This window comes from Ensifer sp. R-19 (assembly GCF_049905105.1).
In the GTDB taxonomy this organism is placed as follows: domain Bacteria; phylum Pseudomonadota; class Alphaproteobacteria; order Rhizobiales; family Rhizobiaceae; genus Ensifer.
Window position 1 is genome coordinate 911844 of the sequence record NZ_CP184569.1, and the last position, 25244, is coordinate 937087.

Here is a 25244-nt window from a genome sequence, read left to right on the forward strand (position 1 = left end):
AGACGACCGATCCGGCCACGGACAATTTAGCTGAAACCTCGTTCATGTGAACGAGCCTCCCAGGAGTGAAGACCATGAAAACTGCAATCCAGACCGCTCTTTCCGCCGCTCTCGTTGCAACCGCTATCCTCGGTGGCGCCTCCGCTGCCTTCGCCGGCGGCAGCTACTACGAAGGCGTCAGCCCGACGCCGCTCTACACCGAGCGCACGCCTGCGGTGACGGGCAAGACCTCATTCACCATCGGCAATTCGGAAGCTGGCTATGTTGACAGCACCCGGACCGGCTCGGTCGTCAACTACGGCGTTGCGCCGAAGAGCGTGATCGGCGGCGAAGGTGAATACTATCAGGGTATTTCGCGCTAACCGCGACGAAGAAGGGGTGCGGGTTTCTCCCCGCACCCTCTTTCAAGGGATTTGATTGATCATTGCCATGATCCTATGAGGCGACCTCCCAAGCGCCCAGGAGGGGCATAGCCCCACCGTCTATCTCCACCAAGGAACCGATCTATGAAGAAGTCCATTGCCGCGATCCTCGTTGCGGCCGCCATGCTTGGCGGCGCGTCGGCCGCTGTGGCCGGCGGCAGCTACTATGAGGGTGTGAGCTCCACGCCGCTCTTCACCGGCCGCGCCGAAGCGTCCGCCGGCACCGGTGCCTCCGCGAGCACGACCAGCCGCGGCGACTATTATGCGGGCGTCGAAGACAGATCCGTCGATGCGACGGCAACCGGCGCGATCGCCGACAGCGGCGCCAAGGCTCTCGGCCAGGCCGACGAAAACAAGCAGTAAGTCACGCCAAACGGTTGACCGAACAACCCGGTCCCGCCACGCGGGGCCGGGTTGTTTCGTTTTGGCGTTGCCAAATGAGGTACATTGCCATGACAGAAAAAATCGAAGTCGCCGAGCGGCTCTTCGATCTCTATCAGTGCGTTCATCGCCTGGTGAACACATCGATGTCGGAGGAAGGCGTTTCGCTCGCGCGCAGCAAATTCCTGTTCTATCTCAGCACGCTGGGGCCCTGTCGCTGCGCGGATATCGCTTCAGCGCTCGGCTTTGCGGCGAGAACCGTCACCGAAGCGATCGACGGGTTGGAGCGGGACGGCATGGTCGTCCGCGAAGCGGACCCGGAGGATCGCCGCGCGAAGATCATTTCGATCACCGATCGCGGCCGGTTGGCACTGGAAGCGGCGCTACAGCCACGTCATCGCACGATCGACGAATTGTTCTCGGCGCTCGATGATTGCGAGCGCACCGAACTCTTTCGCCTGCTTGGCTGTCTCCGGGAGAAGGCGACGGAGATCGACGAAAACCGCCAGCCGGTCGCCGCCTGACGCGCGACACTCAGGCGGCGTTCTGACCGTAGGTCCTGCCGCGGTCGCGGCCGAGTGCCGCCGAATAAGAGAGGATGCCGGCGCCATCGCGCACGCCGGCCAGTGCCAGCTCGGCCTGGGTCAGGAGATCGGCGCTCGTCGATGCCGGCTGCGCTATGGTGATGCCGGCCGCAAGCGAGAGCGTCTCGGCGGTGTGCGCGCGCCCGGGAAGGGTGACCTTCAGTTCCTCCACGGATTGGCACAGGCGCCGAACAATGGCTTCGGCGTTTTCGACGCTGACGTCCCGGCAGACGAAGGCAAAGTCCTGCTGACCCACGCGGGCGACGAAGTCGTTCTTCTTGATCGACTTGCGAAACAGCGCCGACAAGCTTGGTAAGCGCCTTGCTCGCAACCGTGCCGCCGTGGTGCTCGGCCATCTCGCGAAGCCCTTCGACAGAGACGAGAAGCATGGCAACCGGCTGGTCGGTTCGCTCCGTTTCGAGAATGGAGTCGAGCTTCGCGGTCAGCGCCAGACGGTTCGGCAAGCCGGTAGCGGGGTCGCGGGTGAGCGACCGGCGGCTTTCGGCGAGATCTCCCTCGAGTTCGGCCATGCGCTGCGCACTGGTTTCCAAGGCGTGCTGCAGAGCATTCTCTTCGTTCATCAAACGGCCTGCCGCTTCGCGCAGCCGCGCGGCGTCGTCCGCGAACTCCGACAGGCCGACGACAGGGTCAGCTGCCAACCGACCGGCGAAATGATCGAGTTCGGTCTTGAATGTTTGCTTCTGCGCCAGCGCAAGCTTGAGCGTGCTGGCCATGTCGGCGAGGGCTTCCTGGGCTGTCGCTCTCGCCCGGTCCGCGGCGAGGGCTACGTGGGAGACGAGGTGGTGCTTGAGGCCCAAAGCGTCCAGTGAGTCCTGTTGCGGATTGTGCCCGAGCTCGGCAAGCTCCCGGGAAAGCTGGGGTAGGCGACCGGACAGCGCCTCGTAGAAAAGCTCGTAGTTGCGGGGCAGGGCAGCGACCCCGTGCGCGGACATTGCATGCGCCACTTTCAGAATGATCGCCGCCTGCCTCGCCTGCGATCGGCTGGCGTCCGCTGGAACTTGCCTGGTCATTCTGTCGTGGTCCCCAATGTGTGCCGGATAGTGGTGTCCGGATCCAACGGCACTATGGAAGCCCGCATTTAAGGGAGTCTGAAGATTTCGGCCGGCCGCCCATTCGCGCCCGGTATGGTTGCTGAATTCCCTCTGCTCGCGGTCGGACGCAACCGAGAATCGCATGCCAACTGACAGCCGTCAGTCCGGACAATCTTTATACTTGACGCCTTTAGTCACCAATTATATTCGGCGCTGCTAAATCGGGCATGGGGGCCCGAGGCAAACAGCGACGGTCAAGGATGTCCCTCTCGTTCATTGCGGATCTGGCGAAATGGGGCGACCGGCCGGCGCTGGTCTTTTCCGGGCAGCGGGTTGTCACTTATCGGGAACTCGGCGAGCGGGTCACGCGCCAGGCGCCGTCCTTCCGCGGCCCGCGTGGGCTGGTGGCGATCGAGGCCGAGCTTTCCGAACATGCCATCGTCGCTTATCTGGCAGCGCTGACAGCTGGACATGCCGTGGCGATGCAAGCCCCGAAGAACGCGGCTGCCGGATCCTGGGTCGATGCCTTCGATCCCGATCATGCCTTTCGCCGGATTGACGGCCGCTGGCGCACGGAACAGCCGCTGCGGCAAAATGGCAGTGCGCCGCATTCCGAGCTGGCGGTGATGCTCTCGACATCGGGCAGCACCGGTTGTGGCAAGGCCGTCCGCTTGTCCCGGGAAAACATCTCCGTAAACGCCGCGTCCATCGCCGACTATCTCGGCCTGACGGCGGATGACCGCGGTTGCCTCATTCTGCCGCTCCATTATTCCTACGGCCTGTCGGTGCTGAATTCTCACCTGGCAGTCGGCGCCAGCCTCTATATTCCCGGTGGATCGATCCTCGATACCGATTTTCTCGAAGGTCTCGCTGCAAGCGACAGTACCAACCTTGCGGGCGTGCCCTATTCCTACGAATTGTTGGAGAAGGTGGGCTTCCGCGATCGGCGGTTCCCGCGCTTGCGCTTCATGACCGTGGCGGGCGGTCGGTTGAGCCCGGACGTCATCCGTCTGTACAACGACCACCTAAAGGCCCAAGGCGCGGCCTTCTTCGCCATGTACGGCCAGACCGAGGCCACCGCGCGTATCGCCTATGTGCCGCCCGTCCTGCTTGCCGGCAACGAAGACAGGATCGGCGTCGCGATTCCCGGTGGGCGCCTTTTGATCGAGAACGAGAGCGGAGCGCCGATTGAAAACGACGGTGTGGCCGGCGAACTCGTCTATCACGGCCCGAACGTCATGATGGGCTATGCCACATCGCGCGACGATCTTTGCCGCGGCGCCGAACTCACCGAACTGCGCACCGGTGACCTCGCGATGCGCCATGCAGACGGCCTTTTCCAAATCGTCGGCCGCATGAAGCGGATTTCCAAGATCGCCGGCCTCAGGATCGCTCACGATGTGCTGGAAGCGGCGCTCGAAAGGCGCGGCATTACTGCTTCAGTCGTCGGTGACGATGCCGGCCTTCACGCCTTTTATGCCGGCAGCCGCGATGCGGAAGAGATCAGACGGTTCCTCGCACAGGCAAGCGGGCTGACGCTTTCGCATCTCAAGGCCACCCCGCTTGCCGAAATGCCGCGGCTTGCCAGCGGCAAGGTCGACTACAACGCGCTGAACATGGCGGCCCGCCAGGCTGCGGCGAACGTTGACGACGACAACGGTGGCATCGAAGAGCTTTTTGCGCAGGTCTTCTATCCGAAAAGGGTAAAACGCTCCGACAGTTTTGTGTCGCTGGGCGGTGATTCCCTGCGCTTCGTTCAGCTCTCGATCGGTCTGGAAAAGGCGCTGGGACAGGTTCCCGACGCCTGGGAGACCTTGTCTATCGCCGAGTTATCGGCGGAGGAGCGTCGCGAGACCGCCACGCGGCGGATCGGGACGGATCTCGTGATCCGCGCACTGGCCATTCTGCTGGTCGTGCTGCACCACGAATTGCTTTGGCCCATCCCCGGCGGATCGGCAGCCATGGTCGTTCTCGCGGGCTTCAGCCTCGCCCGCTTCCAGATGGGCCCGCTTCTGGCGGGAGACGGCCTGGCCATCCTGCGCCCACTCGCCCAGGTGCTCGTGCCATACTATCTGATCGTCGCCGCCTATGCGGTCGCCTGGGGCGAGGTGCCCTGGGCCTCGGTCTTCCTCGTCGGCAATTTCGGTGTGGCCCTGCCGGAGACGCACGGCATGGTGCCGTATCTCTACTGGTTCATCGAAGCCTATTGCCAGATGATGCTCGTCTTCGTCGGGCTCTTCGCCATCCCACAGTTCCGGCGGTTCGTATCGGCAAGGCCTTTCGCCGCCGGTATGAGCCTGCTCCTGGCGGCGCTCGCCGCCCGGCTGACGCTGCCGCTCCTGTGGCCGATCGGCAATCGCCAGATTTTTACCCTGCCGTGGATATTCTATCTCGCGGTCATCGGCTGGTGTGCCGCTGTCGCAGAAACGGCCAAACAACGGCTGCTGCTGATGACGGCCGGCACAGGGGCGTTCCTGTTCTTCGGCCTATACGAGGGGGTCTGGATCGGGACGAAGATCAAATACCTCCTGCAAATCGCCGTCCTGGCAGCGCTGCTTTATCTCCCGCGCATCAATGTGCCGCGCTGGGCGGCACAGCTCATCCTGCCTTTGTCGGCGGCGGGTTTCCACATCTACATCCTGCACCGCTTCGTGCCGGAGTTGCTGATGCTGCCGCTGCAGCCGGCATTGCCAACCGTGGCGTTTTCGGTCCTGTCGATCGTTGGCGGTGTCGCGCTCGGCCTGGTCGCCTGGCTCGGCCAGCGTCAGGTGCTCAAGAAGCTTGCGGAGTGGCGGAAGCGTGAGCTCCGACCCTTGCGGTCGCTTGGGTTGGGCGCGCTCCGGTCTGCGCTACGCCCACTTTGACCCTTGGGTTCTCAGGAAATACGCGAGATCCAGCGTTATGGACGGGCGGCCGAGTGCGGTCAGCGTCGCATGCGCCTGGCCGCGATGATGGGTCTGATGGTTGAAAAAATGCCCGAGCGTCGGCGCCAGCTTCTGCATGATGACCGTGGGGTTGGTGAGCGGCGTATAGGTGAGGACGGCGCTAAGGCGTGCATCACTCAGGCCGTCGATCCAGGCAATGATGCGTTCGTCTTCGACAGTGCGGGCAGCGGCAAGCGCCGGTAATTCGTCGTGCAGGATCGTATTGAGCGCGGTGGGGGCATCGCCCTCGTGCGTAAAGCGCTTCATCCAGACCCGGTCGGCAACGAGGATATGGTTGAGGGTCGAAAGCAGCGAGCCGAAGAAGGCGCCGCGGCTTTCCCGCAATTCGGCATCGGTCAGTTCTGCCGCAGCGGCATAGATCAGGCGGTTCGCCCAGCGGTTATAGTCGGCGAACATGCGAAAGTGATCGAGCATCGGGTATCTCCTTTGAAGGGGCGGCGAAGCTAACTCGAAACCGCATTTCTGTGGCTGATATCACTCATGAAATTTACTGATTTGATGACGTGGCCGATTTGTCGTTCAACGGGACGCCAACCGACCGGGAGTTTATATGTCGAGAAAACTCTATTCGCTTTGCGGGGCCGACAGGACGCGTCCTTTCTCGCCGCATGTGTGGAAGACGAAGATGTCGCTCGCGCACAAGGGGCTCGATTTCGACGTCGTGCCGATCGGCTTCACCGAGATCCCCGCGGTCGAGGATGGGGCGACGAGCCTGGTGCCGCTGCTGCGGGACGGCGAACGTCTGGTGAAGGACAGCTTCGAGATCGCGCTTTATCTCGAACAAACCTATCCGGATCGCCCGCCGCTCTTCGGCGGTGAGGGGGCGATGGCGATCTCCCGCTTCGTCGAGGGCTGGTCGCAGACGACGCTGCATCCCGCCATCACCCGCATCATCATCAGGGATATTCACGATCGCCTCGATCCGATCGATCAGGCCTACTTCCGCCAGAGCCGCGAGAAGCGCTTTGGCAAGTCGCTTGAAGCGGTAGCCGAAAGCGGTGGCGCCGCGCTCGAAACCCTCGCCGAGAAACTTGAGCCTTTGCGCCATATGCTGAAGTTTCAGGATTTCCTGGGCGGCGCGTCGCCGCTTTTCGCCGACTACATCGTCTTCGGCGCGTTTCAGTGGGCGCGCATCGTCTCGCCGCAGCGCCTGCTTCAGCCAGGCGATCCCGTCACCGATTGGTTCGAGCGGTGCCTCGATCTGCACGGTGGGCTTGGACGTAGTGTGACGGCTGCGTGAAACCCGCTTGGCCCGAGCCGAATCATCGGTGAACCCCCTTGTTTTGCGCGGGATTGGCGGCTAATGAACCGCCACTTCTCAAGAAACAAGGGATTTGAGCCAATGGCTATTGAACGTACCTTCTCGATGATCAAGCCGGACGCGACCAAGCGCAACCTGACCGGCGCCATCACCAAGATGCTCGAAGATGCCGGCCTGCGCGTCGTCGCTTCCAAGCGCGTCTGGATGAGCCGCCGCGAAGCCGAAGGCTTCTACGCCGTTCACAAGGAACGTCCGTTCTTCGGCGAACTGGTCGAGTTCATGTCCTCCGGCCCGACCATCGTTCAGGTTCTCGAAGGCGAAAATGCAATCGCCAAGAACCGCGAAGTCATGGGCGCCACCAACCCGGCAAACGCTGACGAAGGCACCATCCGCAAGGTTCACGCCCTGTCGATCGGCGAAAACTCGGTTCACGGTTCGGATGCTCCGGAAACCGCTGCTGAAGAAATCGCCTACTGGTTCTCGGGCACCGAGATCGTCGGCTGATTCAAAATCTTCGGTTCGAGCCGCAAAGGCTTGAATTGACTCGGATTTGAACCGGAGCGGAAACGCTCCGGTTTTTTCATATCGGGCAAGTCGCCGTCTCGAAATGTTCGGGCGCCTTGCCGTCCCTGAAGACCTCGGGGTTCTTGTCGTAAGCGGGGCCTTCGACCAGCGGCTTCGCCGGCAGGATGTCCTGGTCGATATCGGAGACGACTGTGGTCTCCAGTTTCTGCAGCGTTTCGCCGGCAGGTCCTTTGACCTCGATCGTCACCGCATAAGGCCTTTCCTTTTTCACACAGGTCAAATCAGGACTTTCCAGCACCACCCTGTCGAGCTTTGGAAAAAGCTTGCGCGTCAGCGTGAACGGCGCGCCGCCCACCGGATTCTCGAAGGTGGCAATGACGACGCTGCCCTCGGGCACGGGCTCTGTTTTCTGCAGTGTGATCGTGTAGACCGCATAGGCGAGACGATAGTTGAAGACGAACATCTTTCCCGTCAGCTTCAGCGGATCCGGACCGGTCTCACGCTGGCACCCGGCGGCGAGCAGCGTGATGGCGGCCGCCGCAAGCGTAACGATCATCCTCGTCATAAGCCGGTTTCCTCCCTGTTGCGATGGTAGTGGCGTTTGGCCTTGGTGCGATTGCCGCAGACCGCCATATCGCACCAGGTCCGGCTGCGGTTGCGGCTGCGGTCGAGAAACAGCCATCCGCAATTCGGACAGATCTTCAGCCGGTCGGGCTCGGTGCTGGCGGCAAGGCTGAGGGCAGATTGCGCCGTCGCCGCGTCGAGCGAAAGTGCGCCGACGTGGGGCAGGGAACCGCGCAGAACCGCCGCAATCGCCTCGAGCAAATCGGCCAAGAACTCCGGCCGTCCCTTGGCCGATATCGCCGCGCGAAAGTGCCGGTCAGTCGCTTCGCGCAGCTGCAGCAGCCGGCCGCGATTCTCCGCTGCGACGGGCGCCAGTGCACCGAAGCGGGCACTCTCCGCCCCGAAACGGTTGGCCGCTTCCGCAAAGGAATCGATTGCCGCGACATCGGCGAAACGGTCGATCCGGCGCTCCGGATCGGCGCGCAGGATGATGGAATTGGCCACGTCTAGCGCCAGCGCGCCGCCGGCAAATCGATGGGCTGTCCAGGTGAAGGTCATGCGAAAATCCTAACTGGTAAAATTGATTTTACCAGTTATATTGATCTTGTCACGCTCCGGATGCGCCATGCTCTATTTTCTGCAGCAGCTCGCCAATGCCGTCCCAATCGCTGCGCTCTATGCGGCGCTCGCCTTCGGCTATGCCATCGCCTTCGCCGTGACGCGTCGGGCGGATCTTACCTATGGCGCGCTCTTTGCCTTCTCGGGCCAGATGTTCGTGCTGTTTGCTGATTTCGGCTGGAACCGGCTGTGGCTGGTGTTGCCGGCCGCCCTTGGCCTCGGCGCGGCTGCGGCCCTGAGCTTCAGCGTTGGCGCCGGGCTCGTCGCCGGGCGTTATGTCATGCGGCCGCTCGCCTTTTCCTCCGCCAACACCGTCGTCGTCGCTTCGCTCGGCTGCCTGCTGGTGCTGATGGAAACGGCGCGGCTCGCCTCTGAGACACGCAGCCTGTGGCTGCCGCCGTTCCTGAACGGGAATATCGTCTTCTGGGACGATCCTCGCTTTCCTGTGACCTTGACGGTGATCCAGCTCGGCAACACCGTGCTCATGGCCGCGCTCGTGGCCGTCGGGCACTGGTATCTCACACATTCACGGGCCGGGCGGTTCTGGCGCGCCGTCTCGGAGGACAGGGAGGCTGCAGCGCTCTGCGGTGTCGATGCCGCGACCGTTTACATCGCCGCCTATGGCGCGGCATCTTTGATCGCCGCCGTCTGCGGCATTCTCGCTGCGTCCTACTACGGCAATATGGATTTTGGCACGGGCCTCACCTTCGGCGTCAAGGTGCTGTTCATCGCCGCGATCGGCGGCCAGGCCTCGCCGCTTTTTGCAGCCCTTGGCGCCGCCGGGATCGGCCTGCTGGAAACACTGTGGAGCGCTTACGGTCCGATCCTCTGGCGCGACTTTGCAATCTTCGGGTTTCTGGTCATCGTGCTTGCGGTGACGCGCAAGGAGAAGGTTATTCCCTGATCCCGAGGGATGCGCACTATTTCGTCGACCAGCGGTCCCGCGCCGTGTCGTCGGCATCCTTGGCGCTGACCCAGCCGCCGGTGGTGCCGTCGTCAAGGTGCTCCTTCTTCCAGAAAGGCGCTGAGGTCTTCAGGAAATCCATGATGAAGTTGGCGCCGTCGAAGGCGGCCTGCCGGTGCCGCGACGCGGCGACAACGAGGACGATGTTGTCCCCGGGCATGATCTTGCCGTAGCGGTGAATGGCGGTGGCGGCCTGCAGCGAGAAGCGCTCGACCGCCTCGTGGCAGATGCGTTCGATCTCCGCTTCGGCCATGCCTGGATAATGTTCGAGCTCGAGGGCAGCGAGCGTGCCCGCTTCATCTCTGCAAAGCCCGGAAAAAGTGACGACCGCGCCGACATCGGCCCGTCCGGCAGAGAGCTTCGCGACCTCCGTATTGAGGTCGAAATCCTCGCGCTGGACGCGCACGTTCACCGGCGCGTTCATGGGCTCAGCCGCCCGTCATCGGCGGGAACAGGGCGATCTCGCGGGCGCCGGCGATCGGCTCCTTGTGGTCGACATGTTCCTGGTTGATGGCCGCGCGGATCACATTTTCATGTTCGAGCGCCGTCTCGTATTCCTCGCCGAGCGTCTTCAGATGCTGAAGCAGGTCGGCGATGGTAACGACGCTTGAGGGAACGTCCAGGGTCTCTTCGCCCTTGCCGATGCGCTCGCGCACCCAGGAGAAATAGACGAGATTGACGGTGCTCATTCGTTGACCACGTGCTTGAGGCCGGCGCGGAAATAGTCGTAGCCCGTGTAGAGCGTGATGGCGGCGGCGATCCACAGGAGCACGATACCCGCTTCCGTCGTATAGGGCAAAATCTTGTCGCCAGCAGGACCGGCGAGCAGGAAGGCGATGGCGACCATCTGGATCGTCGTCTTCCACTTGGCGATGCGGGTGACGGGTACGCTGACCTTGAGTGCCGCCAGATATTCGCGCAGGCCCGACACCAGGATTTCGCGGCAGAGAATGATGATCGCCGCCCAGATCGACCAGCCGGCGATGGTACCATCGGCAGCGACGAGCAGCAGGATCGAGGCGACCAGCAGCTTGTCGGCGATCGGATCGAGCATCTTGCCGATGTTCGACGTCTGCTTCCAGATGCGGGCGAGATAGCCATCGAAGAAGTCGGTGATCGACGCAATCGCGAAGAGCGTGACCGCCGTCCAGCGCGCGAAATCCGAACTGTGCAGCCGCCCTTCGATGAAGAAGCAAAGGACGATCAGCGGCACGATCAGGATTCGGAAATAGGTGAGCAGGTTCGGGATGCTGTAGGCGACGGGCGTGGGCATGGATTCGTGTTCTCTGGTTCGTCAGGTACAGAATGACTTTGCTGACCGGAGGTCAACAGGTCATCACGCGGCAATTGTCATATTTGCCTGATTCCATGTGAACGCCCGGTGAATTGTGACACCCGGTTGTCATTTGGCACCATCGTCGTGGAAATGTTCGTAGACCAGCCGGGCCACCGTCTCGGAAATCCCGGCGACGGCCATCAGGTCGTTGATGCCCGCGCGCGAGACGGCCTTCGCGGTGCCGAAATGCGTCAACAGCGCGCGCTTACGCGTCGGCCCGATGCCGGCGATTTCGTCGAGCGGGTTCTTGACCATCTCCTTCTTGCGGCGGGCGCGATGCGAGCCGATCGCAAAACGGTGCGCTTCATCGCGCAGTCGCTGAATGAAGTAGAGCACCGGATCGCGCGGCGGCAGCGTGAAGCTGTCGCGGCCAAGCGCGAAGAAGCGTTCGCGTCCGGCGTCGCGGTCGACACCCTTGGCGACGCCGATCGCGGTGACGCAGTCTTCGACATCGAGCTCCTTCAGGATGGCCCGCACGGCGGTCATCTGCCCCTGGCCGCCGTCGATGAGGACCACATCCGGCCAGGCGGGGAAGGCACCATCATCGGTTGCCTCGGCGCTCCGGTCCGGTTTGCCTTCTTCCTTCAGCAGTCGCGAGAACCGCCGCGTCATCACTTCGCGCATCATGCCGAAGTCATCGCCGGGGGTGATGTCGGTCGATTTGATGTTGAACTTGCGGTACTGGCCTTTGACGAAGCCCTCCGGCCCCGCAACGACCATGCCGCCGACGGCATTGGTGCCCATGATGTGGGAGTTGTCGTAGATCTCGATGCGGCGCGGTGCGCGCTCCAGTTTGAAGGTTTCCGAGAAGCCTTCGAGCAGGCGCGATTGCGAGGCGGTTTCCGCCAGCTTGCGGCCATGGGCTTCGCGCGCGTTGGCGAGCGCATGATCGACGAGATCTTTCTTCTCACCGCGCTGCGGCACCTGGATCGCGACCTTGTATCCGGACTTTTCGCTCAGCGCCTGGCCGAGCAATTCCTGCTCCTCCACCGCCTCGCAGAGAAGGATCTGCCGGGGACAGGGCTTGTCGTCGTAGAACTGCGCCAGGAACTGCGAAAGCACCTCCGCTGTCGGCAGCGACGGGTCCGCCTTCGGGAAATAGGCGCGGTTTCCCCAGTTCTGTCCGGTGCGGAAGAAGAAGACCTGGATACAGGAAATTCCGCCCTCGTGGTGGATCGCGAAGACGTCCGCTTCCTCGACGCCGGCGGGGTTGATGCCCTGGTGGCTCTGGACGTGGCTGAGCGCCGCCAGGCGGTCGCGGTAAAGGGCCGCTCGTTCGAAGTCGAGGTTCTCCGAGGCCTCGCCCATGGCGGCGGCGATCGTCGCCTTCACCGCCTGGCTCTTGCCCGACAGGAAATCCTTGGCCTCACGCACCAGTTCCGCATAGTCGGGGTCGCTGATTTCGCCGGTGCAGGGGGCCGAACAGCGCTTGATCTGGTAGAGCAGGCAGGGGCGCGTCCGGGTCTCAAAGACGCTGTCGGTACAGGTCCTGAGCAGGAAGGCGCGCTGCAGCGAATTGATCGTTCGCCCGACGGCACCAGCCGACGCGAAGGGGCCGAAGAAGTCCCCCTTGCGGCTGCGTGCGCCGCGGTGCTTGTAAAGCGCCGGCGCCCGGCTGTCGCCCGTCACCAGAATATAGGGAAACGACTTGTCGTCGCGCAAAAGCACGTTGAAGCGCGGCCGGAGGCGCTTGATCAGGTTCGCTTCGAGCAGCAGCGCCTCGATCTCGGTGCGCGTCGTCACGAACTCCATGTTGGCGGTCTCGCGCACCATGCGCGCGATGCGGTTGGAATGGCCGCGTCCCTGGGCATAGTTGCTGACGCGCTTCTTCAGGCTGCGCGCCTTGCCGACATAGAGAACGTCGCCGGTCTCGTTGAACATGCGGTAGACGCCAGGGCCGTTTGGCAGGAGCTTGACGAAGGCCTGGATCAGCTCCGCGCCCTTCAAGCCTTCCATCTCGGCGCAATTCTCGTTCCACTCGACGGGTGGCGTGGCACTCGTGCTTTCTGCGACCTCGATCAGATCGTCGTCGTCTTCCGCTTCGCTGCCGTCATAGAGGATGCCGCCGTCTGTCGGCACGCGTCCGTTCATTCCACTATCTCCCTGATGTCGGGCGTTTCCCAGGCGAGGTGCTGGCCCCCGTCGAGCGCGATCATCTGTCCGGTAATCGACGGCGTGTCGAACAGGAAGCGGATCGTCCGTCCGAATTCGTCGAGCGTCGGCCCGCGTCTGAGAATCAGGGCTTCGACCTGCGCCTCAAAATCCTGCGGGTCCTGCCGCTCGTTTGGCAAAGTCGGCCCGGGGCCGATACCGTTGACGCGGATGCGCGGGGCGAGCGCCTGCGCCATCGTCCGGGTAGCGGTCCAAAGCGCCGACTTCGACAACATATAGGAATAAAAGCGCGGATTGGGAGCCCAGACGCGCTGGTCGATCACGTTGACAATGAGTCCATTGGCGTCCGCCGGAAGCAGTTCAGCGAAATCGCGCGCCAACAGGGAAGGGGCCTTCACATGCAGGGCGAAGTGCTGATCCCAGATTGATTCGTCGAAAGCGTCGAGGCTGTCCTTCTTGAAGACCGAGGCATTGTTGACGAGCAGGTTCAGCGGGCCAAGCGCCTCTGCGGCGCGTGCGATGAGCGTCGAAGTCTCGGCCGTATCGGTGAGGTCGGCGCGAAGCGCGACGGCCTTCGCTCCACCTTTCGAGAGTGCTTCGACCAGAGCTTCCGCTTCGTCGAATGAGGCGTCGGCATGAATGGCGACCGAAAAGCCATGGGCCGCGAGGTCCTCAACTATAGCCTTGCCGATCCGCTTGGCGCCCCCGGTCACGAGGGCGGCCTTCCGTGCTTTCTTCAACGTTTCATCCCGCTTTTTCGAATCTTCGCGTCAGCCGACCAAGATATAGGCAAGAAACGTGAGCCTGAAACACTCCCTGACAGTTCCTTGCCGAAAAATTAATGGAATTGGCGTAAATTGTATTATTTTGTATGTGTATAGTATATCTTTCGTTAATCTTGAATTATGGTTAATAAATCCCCTGTTGCGCCAAGGCAACATCAAATTTCGGGCGTGTTTGTGCCACCAAAATTTCACATTTTGGCTCTTGTGAATCCGCATTTGCTGACCAATTTCAGCTCAACCGGGCGGGTTAATTGAAAGTTGTCCGATGTTTCACTGTGGGACCCCAAGCCCAAGGGGCATCGGTACGAAAAGGAGAATATTTATGCGTACGCTCACTACCACCCTCATGGCTTCGGCTATGACCCTCATCGCCTTCCAGGCCGCCCAGGCTGCTGATGCGATCGACGAAGTTCCGGCTGCTCCGCAGGCCGAATACACCGAGCCGGCGCAGAAGAACTGGTCGGGCGCCTATGTCGGTGGTACCGCCGATTGGCACCATGGTCAGTTTGACGCGACCGGCAGCAACACGGCAGCCGGCTTCGGCGGCGGTCTCTACGGCGGCTACAACATGCAGAGCGGCCAGATCGTATACGGCGGCGAAGCGGATGTCGGCTACTCCGGTCAGGATTCGAGCAAGGGCAACCTGCGCATGAAGCAGGGCGTCAACGGCTCGCTGCGCGCACGCGTCGGCGTCGATCTGAACCCGGTTCTGCTTTACGGCACCGCCGGTCTCGCCGTCGGCCAGGCCAAGGGCACCGTTGGTGGCGCTTCCGACAAGAACACCATGGTCGGCTGGACCGCAGGTGCCGGCGCGGAAACCTTTGTCACCGACAACATCACCGCACGCGTCGAGTACCGTTACACGGACTACGGCTCGAAGGACTTCCGGATGGGCGGCACCAACGTCTCCTCCGGTTACGACGAACACAGCGTTCGCGTCGGTATGGGCGTGAAGTTCTGATCGGCTCTCGCCGGATCAAACAAGAAGGCCGGGGCGACCCGGCCTTTTTTGTGCGCGTTTCCTACGCTTTGAACTTGGAATAGTCGGGAAAGTGCTTTTCGAACTTCGCCGGCCAGTTCTTGAGTTTGGCGCGACCCTTCTGCCATTCGCCGGCAAAGCGCAACTCGATGTAGCGCAGCATCGCCGCAAGGGCGAAATGGCCGCCATGGAGCTTGGCTCCGGTCTTCGGCAGGTTGGCGTTCAGATGGTCGAGGCTGCGTTCGACCTTTTCCCATTGCCGGTCGATCCAGGGCTGATGCACCTTCTCCGGCGGGTGTGAACGTTTCTCGTAGACGATCGCCAGCAGGCTGTCGCAGACACCGTCGCACAAAGCTTCGAGGATCTCGACATCGGTCCGCTTGCCCGCGTTCTTCGGGTAAAGCTTGCCCTTCGTTTCCCGATCGATGAAGTGCATGATCGCGCGGCTGTCATAGACCGAACGCCCATCGTTAAGGATGAGTGTCGGTATCTTGCCGAGCGGATTGTTGCCGATCAGTTCGGGTGGATTGGCTCCGGTGTCGGTCAGCACGCTGTCGGCCGAGAACCCGGCGTAATGCGCCGCCATCCGAACCTTGTTCGAATAGGGCGAGGCAGGAGAGTACAGTATCTTCATCGAGCGTCTTTCTTCTGGTCCAGAGCAAGTCCGACAAGAGTGCGAAGCGGAATTGCGTCCGGAATTGCCTAGGAACAAATATCTATGGAGCCGGAGGCAGTGAAACGCTGTCTTTCCTGCATGCCTGGCGATCGACCGCCGGGCAGGATCGGAAATTCAGCGACTTGTCGAAGCAGATCCGGATTTCTTCGAGCATGTTGCCTTCGCACGTGACCGCGACCGCGTCTTTTGTCATGCCAGGGTTTTTGGCGGCGAGCGCGCTTTCGATCGCGTTGACGGACATGTTCGTTTGTTGCCGGGGCGGGAAGAGTTCTGTTGGTAGAGCGAGCCTGTTCCAGGCCGCGCGCGTAACGGCGAAGTAGTCCTCCTGACTGAGCCCGGAACAGGTGCCGTGCTTGCGCCACTGATGGCCGATCAGGCCCATCGACGGAATGAGATCGAGATACTGCTTGCCGAGCGAGGAGGGCACGCGGTCCGATTGCCGCGGCGGGCAGAAATCCGGGAAACCTTTTTCGTTCTGAGGCCATAGGCCGTGCACAATCAGGCCGCGGTTGCTGCCGATCTCGCATTGTCTGGATTTTCCGTTGGGATCGTTGTCGCCGCACCAGGTCGGCGACCAGGAGAGCGAAAGCACATAGAAATCGAATCCGCTGCCGATCGGCACCGCGGCGATCGCTTTTGCAGGTTTCGTCTCGGCAGCCGGCGGCGCCTTCTCGGTGCTCTGATCGCTGCAGCCGGCCAGGCTAGCCGCAACGAGAAGCGCCGGCAGAAGCCGGCGCGCATTCCGGATTGCTTTCATGATTAGCGGAGCGAGGCGCAATGCGCGCCATAGACATACCAGGGATCAAGCCCGCCGACGCAGAACTCGATGCTCCTGCCGACGCCGGCAAAGCCCCAGGGGCGTTCGATGAGGTAGTAGAGCGAGCGCTGCTGGCCGTCGGTCATGACCGCCGTAGCGTAGCAATATTCACGCTCGACCAGATGAGTCTCATCGCGGAACTCTTGCCGGTTCTGTCCCATGTTGCGGATATCGGCGATCGACAGATTGGCGTGCAGGTAGTTCGCATCCCGGTATTCGAAGCGCGAAGTGATGAAACCGAGCACCGAGGACTCGCTGCAAACACCTGCGTTATAGGATTGGACCTGGCCGCTGCCGATATAGTCGGCGGCGGATGCGCCCGGCGCTGCGGCGGCGGCGAGGGAAAGCGAGATGAGAAGCGTTGCTGCGAGCGTGCGAGTCATGGGCGTCTCCCTATATCGTCACAGGAGATTGCGGTGTGTCGCGCCCGTCCGTCAAGCCCCTCGGGTTGCCTGTTCTTCACCGCGCAGCCAGAAGCAGCGGGCGGAGGCGAAGCGATCCTGCGCCAACCGTGCTTTCAGGAACGGCAGCAGCAGGTCGAGTTCGCCCTTCAGCGTGAAGGGCGGATTGACGATGATGAGACCGGAGCCCGAAAGGCCCGTGGTTTCGCGGTCGCTGCGGACCGACAGTTCGGCGCAGAGCATCTTCGGAATCTCGAGCGCCTTCAGTGCTTCGTGGAAAGCCTTGATCGGCGCGCCCTGCTTCAAAGGATACCAGAGGCAATAGATGCCGCCGGCAAAGCGCCGGTAGGCGCGCGCCAGGCCATCGGCGAGGCGTTCGTATTCGCCTTCCTTTTCAAAGGGCGGATCGACGAGGATCAGCCCGCGCTTCTCTTTCGGCGGCAGATGGGCGCCGAGCGCCAGCCAGCCGTCCAGTTCGGTGATCCGGCTCTGGAAGTCGCCGTCGAAAAGCCGATGCAGGGTTTCATAGTCGTCCGGGTGCAACTCCATGGCAGACAGCCGGTCCTGCGGACGGAAGAGCATGCGCGTAAGCTTCGGCGAGCCGGGATAAAGCTTCAGCTCGCTGCCGGGATTGAGCGTACGGATGGTTTCGAGATACGGGGCGAGGATCGCAGCGATTTCGACGGGCAGATCGTCCTCGAGAAGCCGGCCGATGCCGTCGCGCCATTCCCCGGTCTTCTGCGCCTCTTCGCCGGAGAGGTTGTAAAGCCCGATGCCGGCATGGGTATCGAGCACGCGAAACGCCTTCTCCTTCTGCTGGAGATAGGTGACCAGCCGCGCCAGCACCGCGTGCTTCAGGACGTCGGCAAAATTGCCCGCATGGTAGATGTGCCGATAGTTCATGAGCGCCGCCGATGGCTGGATCAATTGTTGCGATGGGTGAACGATTGGCTCTTTGAGCCCGTTTGTCGATGCCATATAGAAAAGCCATGAACGTTGCGACCCCCATCAAAGCAGAAAAATCGATCGGCCATTCGGTCTGTCCGCACGACTGTCCCTCCGCTTGCGCGCTGGAAGTGGATCTGACTGCCGAAGGGCGGATCGGCCGCGTGCGTGGCGCTTCCGCCAACACCTATACCGCCGGTGTGATCTGCGCCAAGGTGGCGCGCTATTCCGAGCGCATCTATCATCCGGCCCGTCTCATGGTGCCGCAGCGCCGCAAGGGTGCCAAGGGCGAGGGGAACTGGCAGGACGTCAGCTGGGAAGCGGCGCTCGACGAGATCGCCGACCAGTTCATCCGCGCCGAGCAAAAGCATGGCGCAGAGGCCGTCTGGCCATATTTCTACGCAGGCACGATGGGCCAGGTGCAGCGCGATTCCATCGAGCGCCTGCGCCACGCCAAGCGTTACTCCGGCTTCTTCGGCTCGATCTGCACCAACATGGCCTGGACCGGCTTCGCCATGGCGACCGGCGCCTTGCGCGGACCTGATCCGCGCGAGATGGCCAAGGCCGATTGCGTGGTGATCTGGGGGACGAACGCTGTCGCGACCCAGGTCAACGTAATGACGCACGCGGTGAAGGCCCGCAAGGATCGCGGCGCAAAGATCGTCGTCATCGACATCTACGACAACCCGACGGTCAAACAGGCGGATATGGGCCTGGTGCTGAAGCCCGGCACCGATGCGGCGCTGGCCTGCGCCGTCATGCACATCGCCTTTCGCGACGGCCATGCCGACCGGGCCTATATGACGGAATTCGCCGACGACCCAGCCGGCCTCGAAGCGCATCTCAAGTCGCGCGGGCCGGACTGGGCTTCCGCCATCACTGGTCTTTCGGTCGATGAAATCGAAGCCTTCGCCAAGCTTGTCGGAACGACGCCCAGAACCTATTTCCGCCTCGGCTACGGCTTTACCCGCCAGCGCAACGGCTCGGTCGCCATCCATGCGGCGGCCTCCGTCGCCACCGTTCTTGGCTCCTGGAAGCATGAAGGCGGCGGTGCCTTCCACTCCAACAACGACATCTTCAAGCTCGACAAGCGCGAGCTGGTGGGCTCGGCCTTCCACGATCCGGATGTCCGCATGCTCGACCAGTCGCAGATCGGCCGCGTGCTGACCGGTGATGCCGAGGCACTGCGCCACCGTGGTCCGGTGACCGCGATGCTGATCCAGAACACCAATCCGGTGAACGTCGCGCCGGAACAGCGGCTGGTGAAGCGTGGCTTCCTGCGCGATGATCTCTTCGTCGCCGTGCACGAGCAGTTCATGACCGATACGGCCGCCGTTGCCGATATCGTGCTGCCGGCGACCATGTTCCTCGAACATGACGATCTCTATCGTGGCGGCGGTCACCAGCACATCCTGATCGGTCCGAAGGTGGTGGAGCCGCCGTCGACCGTGCGCACCAACCTCTTCGTCATCGAGGAACTGGCCAAGCGCTTGGGCGTTGCCGACCATGCCGGCTTCGGCCTGACGGAGCGCCAGCATATCGACCGGCTGCTTGCCAACTACGGCATCGGCTACGAGGAGATGAGACAAGAGAAGTGGCTGGACTGCCAGCCGGCATTCGAAGACGCGCACTACCTCAAAGGCTTCGGTCATCCGGACGGCAAGTTCCGCTTCAAGCCGGACTGGACGGGAACGCCGGCGGCGAACCGGCCGCCGAAGTCCATGGGCATTCAGGGGCCGCATGCGGCGCTGCCGGAGTTCCCGGACCATGTCGACCTGATCGAGGTTGCGGACGCCGAACATCCCTTCCGCCTCGCGACCTCGCCGGCCCGCTCCTTCCTCAATTCGACCTTTGCCGAGACGCCGTCCTCGATTCAGAAGGAAGTGCGTCCGGAAGTGATGCTCCATGCCGAAGACGCCGAGGCACTCGGCATCGCCGATGGCGATATCGTTCAGCTCGGAAACCAGCGTGGTGAGATCCGCCTGCATGCGAAGATCGGTGGGGGAACGCGCCGCGGCGTTGTGATCGCGGAAGGGCTCTGGCCGAACGGCGCCCATCTCGACGGGGAAGGGATCAACGTGCTGACCGGTGCCGATGCGGTGGCGCCCTATGGCGGTGCCGCCTTTCACGACAACCGGGTCTGGGTCAGGATGGCGCGCTAAATCAGGTTGTTCAACGGCAGACGGAAATCCTCCATGAGCGGCGACCACCACCATGCAGATGTCGGTAGCACGCCGGTTTCGAGGCTCTGGGCGTCGCTTGGCCTGACCGGCGGCTTCATGCTGGCGGAGGTCGTCGGCGGAGTACTGACCGGCAGCCTGGCGTTGATCTCCGACGCCATGCATATGTTAACGGATACGGCGGCCCTTGCGATCGCGCTCGTCGCCATCCATGTCGGCCGCCGCCCATCCGACCTGCTGCGCACCTACGGTTATGCGCGGTTCGAAATCCTGGCGGCCGCCTTCAACGCGCTGCTCTTGCTCGCCGTTGCCTTCTACATTCTCTACGAAGCCTGGAAGCGGCTGTCGGAGCCGCAGGAGATCCAGTCGGGCGGCATGCTGGTGATCGCCGTCATCGGCCTTCTCGTCAATCTCGCCTTGATGCGGCTCCTGACGAGCCACAAGGACGAGAGCCTCAACGTCAAGGGTGCCTATCTCGAGGTCTGGTCGGACATGCTCGGCTCGCTCGCCGTCATCGTCGGTGCCGCGGTCATCTGGTTCACCGGCTGGCAATGGGTGGACTCCCTGCTCGCCGTCGGTATCGGCTTCATGGTCTTCCGGCGCACCTGGGTGCTGCTGAAGGAGTGCGTCAATATCCTGCTCGAGGGCGTGCCCTCGGGCATGCGGCTCGCCGATGTCCATGCGACGATCGCCGCCGTGCCTGGTGTCATCTCGGTGCATGATCTTCACCTCTGGGCAATCACCCAAAACCAACCGTCGTTGACCGCCCATGCGGTGCTTGCCGAGGGCGCCGATGGTGAAACGGTGCGCCGGGCGATCGAAGAGCGGTTACGCGAGGCGTTCGACCTCCATCACACGACGTTGCAGATGGAGCGGGAAGACCGTGCGGCGTCGGAACATGTTCACTGAAGGCAGGAACGGCCGGATGGCTGCCGCCAACGAAGGATTTCGCATGAGCACACATCACGATCCGCGCGTCAGGATCATCGGTCGCCGCACGCTTTGGGACGGGTTCATCCATCTTGAGGAAGTGACGCTCGAACAGGACATGTCGAACGGCATGACCGCGACCTTGAAGCGCGAGGTTCATGATCATGGCAGTGCCGCGACCATCCTGCTCGTCGACGCCAAGCGGCAAAGCGTGGTGCTTGTGCGGCAGCTGCGCGTTCCCGTGCTCTTGCAGGGGGACGAGGCCTACATGATCGAAGCGGTGGCCGGGTTGTTGGACGACGACACCCCGGAAGTTGCGATCGCCCGCGAGGCGTTGGAAGAGACCGGCTACCATGTCGAAGGCGCCACCCACCTTTTCGATGCCTATATGAGCCCGGGCGCGCTCACCGAGCGCACGAGCTTTTTCGTCGGCCACATCGACGTCACGGAAAAGCGTGGGGATGGCGGCGGGCTTGCGCATGAGGGAGAGGACATCGAAGTTCTCGAAATACCGCTTGATCGGGCCTTCGCTATGATCGCCACCGGCGAGATTTGCGACGCCAAGACGATCATGCTGCTGCAATGGGCAAAGCTCAACCGCAACGAACTCAGCGGCTAAATCATTGTTTTATAAGAAGATAATTTATTACGGATATTTCACTTTTTGATCGGTATCGGGTAAGCTAAAGCGCTGATGTTCTCATCATTGACATGGGCGCCCCATGACATCCTCCCTTTCGGAAAGCGCAACCGACGACGAGCAGCAGGCGGAGGGGGGCTGGATTTCCTTCCTGCGCCGCAACCGTCGCTCTCTTTCGGCCGCTGGTACGCTATTTGTGATCGCTCTCTTCGGCTTTGCGATCTTTCACCTGACATCCGAAGTTCAGTACGATGAAGTCGTCCAAGCCTTGGCAGATACGCCCTGGGCGTCGCTTGCGGCGGCGGTGTTCTTCACGGCGCTGAGCTTCCTGGCGCTGACCTTCTATGACGTCGGCGCGCTCGATTATGTCCGGCGCAAGCTGCCCTATGCCGATGTGGCGCTGACGGCCGCTTGCGCCTATGCGGTCGGCAACACCGCCGGTTTTGGCGCCTTGAGCGGTGGCGCGATCCGCTACCGGTCCTATTCCCGCCTCGGCATCGAGCCGGAAAATATTGCCCGGATCATTGCCTTCGTGACGCTTGCCTTTGGGCTCGGCCTTCTGACGGTGACCTGCCTCAGCCTGCTGGCGGTCGGCGAATATGTGGCGCCGATGACCGGGCTCGATCCGCTTTTGCTGCGCCTGATCGCCGTCGTCATCCTCGGCGGGTTGTTCACCGTGTTCTTCCTTGCGCGCGACGGCCGCGAGGTCAGCCTCGGACGCCTGACATTGCGGCTGCCGGATTCGCGCACGGTCTCGCGCCAGTTCCTGGTGACCGCGCTCGATCTCGCCGCTTCGGCAACCGTCCTCTATGTGCTCCTGCCGGCCGGCACCATCGGCTGGCCGGCTTTCCTCGCCGTCTACTCGCTCGCCGTCGGCGTCGGTGTTCTCAGTCACGTTCCAGCCGGCCTCGGCGTCTTCGAGACGATCATCATCGCGACGCTCGGCCACAACACCGATGTCGACACCATTCTCGGCGCGCTGGTTCTCTATCGCGTGATCTATCACGTGCTGCCGCTGGTGATTGCGATCGCCGTCGTTATCGGCATCGAGCTCCGCCAGCTCTCCGGCCATCCGGTCGCCTCAAGTGTGCGGCGCGTTGGCGGCCGCATGACGCCGCTGCTGCTGGCGACGCTCGGCGTCGTGCTCGCGATCATGCTGGTGCTTTCGAGCGTGACGCCGACACCCGACGAAAATCTGGCCTTTCTTGAAAGCCTGCTGCCCCTGCCGATCGTCGAGGGCGCCCATTTCCTCGCAAGCCTGCTCGGCCTTGCGCTCGTCGTCGTCTCCCGCGGCCTGGCGCTGCGCCTGGATGGTGCCTGGTGGGCGTCGATCGTGATTGCGATCGCCGCACTCCTGCTGTCGCTGATCAAGGCGATCGCGGTGGTGGAAGCGGGCATGCTCGCCTTCTTTCTCCTGGGGCTGCTCGTCAGCCGTCGCCTGTTCGTCCGTCCGGCATCCCTCTTTGGCCAGGCGCTCACCATACCGTGGCTGACGGCGCTTGGGGTCATCTGCCTCGGCGGACTGGTCGTCCTGCTCTTCGTCTACCGCGATGTCGAATACAGCCACGAGCTCTGGTGGCAGTTCGAATTTTCGGCCGAGGCGCCGCGTGGGCTGCGGGCGCTCCTTGGCGTCACCATCGGTGCCAGCATGCTTGCGATCTGGAGCCTGATGCGCCCGGCAACCGGGGCGGCGGAGCCCGCGTCCGACGATGCGATGGAGCGCGCCTTGGCGATCGTCGAGGCGCAAAACATGTCCGACGCCAATCTGGTGCGCATGGGCGACAAGAGCATCCTGTTCTCGGCCGACCGGCGGGCCTTCATCATGTACGGGCAGCGGGCCCGTTCCTGGATTGCGCTCTTCGATCCGGTCGGACCAATCGACGCCTGGCCGGAACTGATCTGGCATTTCATCGAGAAGGCGCGAGCCGCCGGCTGTCGTGCGGTTTTCTACCAGGTGTCGGCCGAAGGGCTTGCCTACTATGCCGATGCGGGGCTGCGCGCCTTCCGGCTCGGTGAACTGGCGCGCGTCGATCTCGCCCGTTTCGAGATGAAGGGCGGCAAGTGGGCAAACTTGCGCCAGCAGGTCAGCCGCGCCCAGCGCGACGGGCTGGAGTTCCAGGTCGTGCCGCCGGCGGACGTTCCTGAAATCATGGCCGACCTGACGGCTGTTTCCGATGCCTGGCTCGCCCATCACAACGCCAAGGAAAAGGGCTTCTCGCTCGGCGCCTTCGATCCGGACTATCTGACGGAGCAGCCGGTTGCGATCCTCACATGTAACGGACGCATTGTCGCTTTCGCCAATATCCTCGTGACCGGGACGAAGGAGGAGGGCACCGTCGATCTGATGCGCTTCTCGCCGGACGCGCCGAAGGGAGCCATGGATTTCCTCTTCGCCCAGGTAATGGAATATCTGAAGGGGGAGGGGTTCCGCGCCTTCAATCTCGGCATGGCACCCCTGTCCGGCATGTCGACGCGCCAGATCGCGCCGGTATGGGATCGGGCCGGCCGTACCTTCTTCGAACACGGCGAGCGCTTCTACAACTTCAAGGGCCTGCGCGCCTTCAAGTCGAAGTTTCATCCGCAGTGGCAACCGCGCTATCTTGTCGCCAGTGGCGGCATCAATCCGATCCTCGCCTTGATGGATGCGACATTCCTGATCGGCGGCGGTCTCAAGGGAGTGGTGAAGAAATGATCCGTGTCGCGAACGCCTGGAAATGCCTCACCTCGGCGGCGTTGCTGCTTTCGGTTTCCATTCTTCCTGCTGCCGCGGAAGACGCGCCGAAGAGCTACGATACCGGGATGATCCCGTCGCCGCGCATCATGTTGCCCAAGGAAAAGGCGACCGCACTGGTCGTGCTGCTTTCGGATGCTTCAGGCTGGACGGACAAGGAGCAGGCGGTCGCTGATACGCTCACCGGTGACAAGACCATCGTCATCGGTGTCGATCTCAAGGCTTATCTCGCGTCGCTCGCCAAGGATGACGGCGACTGCATCTACATGGTCTCCGATATCGAATCGCTCAGCCAGCAGGTACAGCGCGCCATCGGCAGCGATGCCTACCAACTGCCGATCGTTGCCGGTGTCGGCGCCGGTGGCGCCATGGCGCTCGCGATTGCCGCCCAGACGCCGCCAGCCACGATCGGCCAGACGCTGGCGGTCGATCCGGAGGAGGGCATCGCGCTCAGGAAACAGCTCTGCACTCCGGCCGATAAGGTGAAGAAAGGCGACCGCATGGTCTATGGCTTGACCGATGGTGCCTTGCCGGACCCGGTCTCCGTCGTCTTCTCGCCGGCAGCCTCCGCGGATGGGCGCTCGCATGTGGCCGCGCTTATCGCAAAGCATCCGGATGTCGATCAGGAAGACAGTGACGATGATGCCTTCACGGCATTGTCCGACCATCTCTCGGATATCATCGACAGCGAAAGCGACGCCGGCAACCCGTTCGGCCTGCCGCTGACCATTCTCGACGCCAAGCCGACGCGCGATACGATGGCGGTGATCTATTCGGGTGACGGCGGCTGGCGTGACATCGACAAGGAAGTCGGCGACGTCCTCCAGCAGCAGGGGGTGCCGGTCGTCGGCTTCGATTCCCTGCATTATTTCTGGTCGGAACGCGATCCCCAGGCGACGGCGGACGACCTTGCCAAAGTGATGAGCTACTACCGCAAGCACTGGAACGTGCGCAACGTACTGCTGATCGGCTATTCCTTCGGTGCCGACGTTCTGCCGCGAACCTTCAACCTGCTGCCATCAGGCGAAAAGGCGCATGTCCGCCAGGTGACGCTGATGGCGCTGTCGCACTTGGTCGACTACAAGGTGTCGGTGCTCGGCTGGCTGGGTGCGGAAGGCGATGGCAAGGGCGGCGATCCGCTCGACGACATCAAGCGCATCGATCCGGCGCTGGTGCAATGCATCTACGGCACCGACGAAGAGGATGATGCCTGCCCTGAATTGAAGGGAACGGGCGTCGACGTCATCGGCATCGACGGTGGCCATCACTTCGACGAGGACTATCCGGCATTGACGCGGCGTGTGCTCGATGCGCTCGATCGCAGGCTGGCGTCGGCGAAGTGATGAATTGATCCAGCGCATCTTCCGCTTCCAGTAATTTCACTGAAAGCGGGGTG

The 25244-nt window shown here is 62.5% G+C and carries 26 protein-coding genes and 1 pseudogene; 13 read left to right on the forward strand and 14 right to left on the reverse strand.

Going from position 1 to position 25244, the window contains the following annotated elements:
* The first annotated feature begins 74 nt into the window (after positions 1-74).
* The 3 genes from ACN9MO_RS04330 (at position 75) to ACN9MO_RS04340 (ending at position 1327) form a co-directional block, all read left to right on the forward strand.
* Positions 75-362 carry a hypothetical protein gene (locus ACN9MO_RS04330; RefSeq protein ID WP_057252679.1) on the forward strand — a complete coding sequence of 96 codons (288 nt, stop codon included), beginning with the start codon at positions 75-77 and terminating at the stop codon, positions 360-362.
* Between the two features lie 144 nt (positions 363-506).
* Positions 507-785, forward strand: a complete 279-nt coding sequence (locus ACN9MO_RS04335) for a hypothetical protein (protein ID WP_112995445.1) — start codon at positions 507-509, stop codon at positions 783-785.
* Between the two features lie 89 nt (positions 786-874).
* Entirely contained in the window at positions 875-1327 is a 453-nt protein-coding gene (locus ACN9MO_RS04340; RefSeq protein WP_112995446.1) for a MarR family transcriptional regulator, read from the forward strand.
* A 10-nt stretch (positions 1328-1337) separates the two neighbouring features.
* Here the strand turns inward: ACN9MO_RS04340 and ACN9MO_RS04345 are convergent, their stop codons facing one another.
* The gene (locus ACN9MO_RS04345; RefSeq protein WP_162728058.1) at positions 1338-1694 is read right to left on the reverse strand and encodes a diguanylate cyclase domain-containing protein; all 357 of its coding nucleotides are present in this window, start codon (positions 1692-1694) and stop codon (positions 1338-1340) included.
* A 31-nt stretch (positions 1695-1725) separates the two neighbouring features.
* Positions 1726-2583: pseudogene (locus tag ACN9MO_RS04350) on the reverse strand (hypothetical protein); the annotation flags it as partial.
* Positions 2584-2666: 83 nt separating this feature from the next.
* Between ACN9MO_RS04350 and ACN9MO_RS04355 the strand changes: the two are divergent.
* The gene (locus ACN9MO_RS04355; protein ID WP_425986696.1) at positions 2667-5303 is read left to right on the forward strand and encodes a non-ribosomal peptide synthetase; all 2637 of its coding nucleotides are present in this window, start codon (positions 2667-2669) and stop codon (positions 5301-5303) included.
* Here ACN9MO_RS04355 and ACN9MO_RS04360 read toward each other — a convergent pair.
* A complete protein-coding gene (locus tag ACN9MO_RS04360) occupies positions 5289-5798 on the reverse strand; it encodes a DinB family protein (protein ID WP_113132285.1) in 510 nt (169 codons plus the stop codon). The genes ACN9MO_RS04355 and ACN9MO_RS04360 overlap by 15 nt on opposite strands.
* Before the next feature lie 136 nt (positions 5799-5934).
* On the opposite strand from ACN9MO_RS04360, the gene ACN9MO_RS04365 reads away from it, so the two are divergent.
* Positions 5935-6624: a glutathione S-transferase family protein gene (locus tag ACN9MO_RS04365; RefSeq protein WP_113132286.1), complete on the forward strand. Its 690-nt coding sequence runs from the start codon at positions 5935-5937 to the stop codon at positions 6622-6624.
* A 102-nt stretch (positions 6625-6726) separates the two neighbouring features.
* The gene (gene ndk / locus ACN9MO_RS04370; RefSeq protein ID WP_034803877.1) at positions 6727-7149 is read left to right on the forward strand and encodes a nucleoside-diphosphate kinase; all 423 of its coding nucleotides are present in this window, start codon (positions 6727-6729) and stop codon (positions 7147-7149) included.
* Between the two features lie 76 nt (positions 7150-7225).
* Here ndk and ACN9MO_RS04375 read toward each other — a convergent pair whose 3' ends face one another.
* The gene (locus tag ACN9MO_RS04375) at positions 7226-7735 is read right to left on the reverse strand and encodes a hypothetical protein (protein WP_057252666.1); all 510 of its coding nucleotides are present in this window, start codon (positions 7733-7735) and stop codon (positions 7226-7228) included.
* Complete coding sequence (locus ACN9MO_RS04380; RefSeq protein ID WP_058320215.1) at positions 7732-8292, reverse strand: CGNR zinc finger domain-containing protein; 561 nt, start codon at positions 8290-8292, stop codon at positions 7732-7734. Before ACN9MO_RS04380 ends, ACN9MO_RS04375 begins: the two co-directional genes overlap by 4 nt.
* Before the next feature lie 67 nt (positions 8293-8359).
* Here ACN9MO_RS04380 and ACN9MO_RS04385 point away from each other — a divergent pair, with 67 nt between their 5' ends.
* Positions 8360-9256, forward strand: coding sequence for a branched-chain amino acid ABC transporter permease (locus ACN9MO_RS04385; RefSeq protein ID WP_113132287.1), 897 nt, complete (start codon positions 8360-8362; stop codon positions 9254-9256).
* A gap of 16 nt (positions 9257-9272) precedes the next feature.
* On the opposite strand, the gene ACN9MO_RS04390 is transcribed toward ACN9MO_RS04385, so the two are convergent.
* The 5 genes from ACN9MO_RS04390 to ACN9MO_RS04410 form a co-directional block, all read right to left on the reverse strand.
* Positions 9273-9740 (reverse strand): molybdenum cofactor biosynthesis protein MoaE, encoded by a 468-nt coding sequence (locus ACN9MO_RS04390; RefSeq protein ID WP_093232185.1) that lies wholly within the window; start codon positions 9738-9740, stop codon positions 9273-9275.
* Positions 9741-9744: 4 nt separating this feature from the next.
* Positions 9745-10005, reverse strand: coding sequence for a molybdopterin converting factor subunit 1 (gene moaD, locus ACN9MO_RS04395; protein WP_093232186.1), 261 nt, complete (start codon positions 10003-10005; stop codon positions 9745-9747).
* Positions 10002-10589: a CDP-diacylglycerol--glycerol-3-phosphate 3-phosphatidyltransferase gene (gene pgsA, locus ACN9MO_RS04400; RefSeq protein ID WP_057252657.1), complete on the reverse strand. Its 588-nt coding sequence runs from the start codon at positions 10587-10589 to the stop codon at positions 10002-10004. Before pgsA ends, moaD begins: the two co-directional genes overlap by 4 nt.
* Positions 10590-10718: 129 nt before the next feature.
* A complete protein-coding gene (gene uvrC, locus ACN9MO_RS04405) occupies positions 10719-12743 on the reverse strand; it encodes an excinuclease ABC subunit UvrC (RefSeq protein WP_113132288.1) in 2025 nt (674 codons plus the stop codon).
* Entirely contained in the window at positions 12740-13504 is a 765-nt protein-coding gene (locus ACN9MO_RS04410) for an SDR family oxidoreductase (protein WP_112995454.1), read from the reverse strand. The genes uvrC and ACN9MO_RS04410 overlap by 4 nt, the downstream gene beginning before the upstream one ends.
* Before the next feature lie 367 nt (positions 13505-13871).
* On the opposite strand from ACN9MO_RS04410, the gene ACN9MO_RS04415 reads away from it, so the two are divergent.
* The gene (locus ACN9MO_RS04415; protein ID WP_057252653.1) at positions 13872-14510 is read left to right on the forward strand and encodes an outer membrane protein; all 639 of its coding nucleotides are present in this window, start codon (positions 13872-13874) and stop codon (positions 14508-14510) included.
* 61 nt (positions 14511-14571) lie between these two features.
* Here the strand turns inward: ACN9MO_RS04415 and ACN9MO_RS04420 are convergent, their stop codons facing one another.
* The 4 genes from ACN9MO_RS04420 to ACN9MO_RS04435 form a co-directional block, all read right to left on the reverse strand.
* The gene (locus ACN9MO_RS04420; protein ID WP_057252648.1) at positions 14572-15162 is read right to left on the reverse strand and encodes a glutathione S-transferase; all 591 of its coding nucleotides are present in this window, start codon (positions 15160-15162) and stop codon (positions 14572-14574) included.
* Between the two features lie 82 nt (positions 15163-15244).
* Positions 15245-15826 carry a ribonuclease T2 family protein gene (locus ACN9MO_RS04425; protein WP_425986709.1) on the reverse strand — a complete coding sequence of 194 codons (582 nt, stop codon included), beginning with the start codon at positions 15824-15826 and terminating at the stop codon, positions 15245-15247.
* Positions 15827-15963: 137 nt separating this feature from the next.
* Positions 15964-16404 (reverse strand): hypothetical protein, encoded by a 441-nt coding sequence (locus tag ACN9MO_RS04430; RefSeq protein ID WP_058329402.1) that lies wholly within the window; start codon positions 16402-16404, stop codon positions 15964-15966.
* A gap of 51 nt (positions 16405-16455) precedes the next feature.
* Complete coding sequence (locus ACN9MO_RS04435) at positions 16456-17325, reverse strand: 23S rRNA (adenine(2030)-N(6))-methyltransferase RlmJ (RefSeq protein ID WP_112995456.1); 870 nt, start codon at positions 17323-17325, stop codon at positions 16456-16458.
* 68 nt (positions 17326-17393) lie between these two features.
* On the opposite strand from ACN9MO_RS04435, the gene ACN9MO_RS04440 reads away from it, so the two are divergent.
* The 5 genes from ACN9MO_RS04440 (at position 17394) to ACN9MO_RS04460 (ending at position 25191) form a co-directional block, all read left to right on the forward strand.
* Positions 17394-19529, forward strand: a complete 2136-nt coding sequence (locus ACN9MO_RS04440; RefSeq protein WP_113132290.1) for a molybdopterin oxidoreductase family protein — start codon at positions 17394-17396, stop codon at positions 19527-19529.
* A gap of 33 nt (positions 19530-19562) precedes the next feature.
* Positions 19563-20456, forward strand: coding sequence for a cation diffusion facilitator family transporter (locus ACN9MO_RS04445; protein ID WP_113132291.1), 894 nt, complete (start codon positions 19563-19565; stop codon positions 20454-20456).
* A gap of 43 nt (positions 20457-20499) precedes the next feature.
* Positions 20500-21096 (forward strand): NUDIX domain-containing protein, encoded by a 597-nt coding sequence (locus tag ACN9MO_RS04450; RefSeq protein ID WP_058329471.1) that lies wholly within the window; start codon positions 20500-20502, stop codon positions 21094-21096.
* 103 nt (positions 21097-21199) lie between these two features.
* Positions 21200-23809 (forward strand): bifunctional lysylphosphatidylglycerol flippase/synthetase MprF, encoded by a 2610-nt coding sequence (gene mprF, locus ACN9MO_RS04455; protein WP_093232191.1) that lies wholly within the window; start codon positions 21200-21202, stop codon positions 23807-23809.
* Positions 23806-25191, forward strand: coding sequence for a virulence factor family protein (locus ACN9MO_RS04460; protein WP_058329397.1), 1386 nt, complete (start codon positions 23806-23808; stop codon positions 25189-25191). Before mprF ends, ACN9MO_RS04460 begins: the two co-directional genes overlap by 4 nt.
* Positions 25192-25244: the final 53 nt, after the last annotated feature.

Excerpts from the sequence above, each read along its gene's own strand:
- ACN9MO_RS04330 (WP_057252679.1), top strand. The coding sequence starts at position 75 with ATGAAAACTGCAATCCAGACCGCTCTTTCCGCCGCTCTCGTTGCAACC.
- ACN9MO_RS04335 (WP_112995445.1), top strand. The coding sequence starts at position 507 with ATGAAGAAGTCCATTGCCGCGATCCTCGTTGCGGCCGCCATGCTTGGC.
- ACN9MO_RS04340 (WP_112995446.1), top strand. The coding sequence starts at position 875 with ATGACAGAAAAAATCGAAGTCGCCGAGCGGCTCTTCGATCTCTATCAG.
- ACN9MO_RS04355 (WP_425986696.1), top strand. The coding sequence starts at position 2,667 with ATGGGGGCCCGAGGCAAACAGCGACGGTCAAGGATGTCCCTCTCGTTC.
- ACN9MO_RS04360 (WP_113132285.1), bottom strand. The coding sequence starts at position 5,798 with ATGCTCGATCACTTTCGCATGTTCGCCGACTATAACCGCTGGGCGAAC.
- ACN9MO_RS04365 (WP_113132286.1), top strand. The coding sequence starts at position 5,935 with ATGTCGAGAAAACTCTATTCGCTTTGCGGGGCCGACAGGACGCGTCCT.
- ndk (WP_034803877.1), top strand. The coding sequence starts at position 6,727 with ATGGCTATTGAACGTACCTTCTCGATGATCAAGCCGGACGCGACCAAG.
- ACN9MO_RS04375 (WP_057252666.1), bottom strand. The coding sequence starts at position 7,735 with ATGACGAGGATGATCGTTACGCTTGCGGCGGCCGCCATCACGCTGCTC.
- ACN9MO_RS04380 (WP_058320215.1), bottom strand. The coding sequence starts at position 8,292 with ATGACCTTCACCTGGACAGCCCATCGATTTGCCGGCGGCGCGCTGGCG.
- ACN9MO_RS04385 (WP_113132287.1), top strand. The coding sequence starts at position 8,360 with ATGCTCTATTTTCTGCAGCAGCTCGCCAATGCCGTCCCAATCGCTGCG.
- ACN9MO_RS04390 (WP_093232185.1), bottom strand. The coding sequence starts at position 9,740 with ATGAACGCGCCGGTGAACGTGCGCGTCCAGCGCGAGGATTTCGACCTC.
- moaD (WP_093232186.1), bottom strand. The coding sequence starts at position 10,005 with ATGAGCACCGTCAATCTCGTCTATTTCTCCTGGGTGCGCGAGCGCATC.
- pgsA (WP_057252657.1), bottom strand. The coding sequence starts at position 10,589 with ATGCCCACGCCCGTCGCCTACAGCATCCCGAACCTGCTCACCTATTTC.
- uvrC (WP_113132288.1), bottom strand. The coding sequence starts at position 12,743 with ATGAACGGACGCGTGCCGACAGACGGCGGCATCCTCTATGACGGCAGC.
- ACN9MO_RS04415 (WP_057252653.1), top strand. The coding sequence starts at position 13,872 with ATGCGTACGCTCACTACCACCCTCATGGCTTCGGCTATGACCCTCATC.
- ACN9MO_RS04420 (WP_057252648.1), bottom strand. The coding sequence starts at position 15,162 with ATGAAGATACTGTACTCTCCTGCCTCGCCCTATTCGAACAAGGTTCGG.
- ACN9MO_RS04430 (WP_058329402.1), bottom strand. The coding sequence starts at position 16,404 with ATGACTCGCACGCTCGCAGCAACGCTTCTCATCTCGCTTTCCCTCGCC.
- ACN9MO_RS04435 (WP_112995456.1), bottom strand. The coding sequence starts at position 17,325 with ATGAACTATCGGCACATCTACCATGCGGGCAATTTTGCCGACGTCCTG.
- ACN9MO_RS04440 (WP_113132290.1), top strand. The coding sequence starts at position 17,394 with ATGCCATATAGAAAAGCCATGAACGTTGCGACCCCCATCAAAGCAGAA.
- ACN9MO_RS04445 (WP_113132291.1), top strand. The coding sequence starts at position 19,563 with ATGAGCGGCGACCACCACCATGCAGATGTCGGTAGCACGCCGGTTTCG.
- ACN9MO_RS04450 (WP_058329471.1), top strand. The coding sequence starts at position 20,500 with ATGAGCACACATCACGATCCGCGCGTCAGGATCATCGGTCGCCGCACG.
- mprF (WP_093232191.1), top strand. The coding sequence starts at position 21,200 with ATGACATCCTCCCTTTCGGAAAGCGCAACCGACGACGAGCAGCAGGCG.
- ACN9MO_RS04460 (WP_058329397.1), top strand. The coding sequence starts at position 23,806 with ATGATCCGTGTCGCGAACGCCTGGAAATGCCTCACCTCGGCGGCGTTG.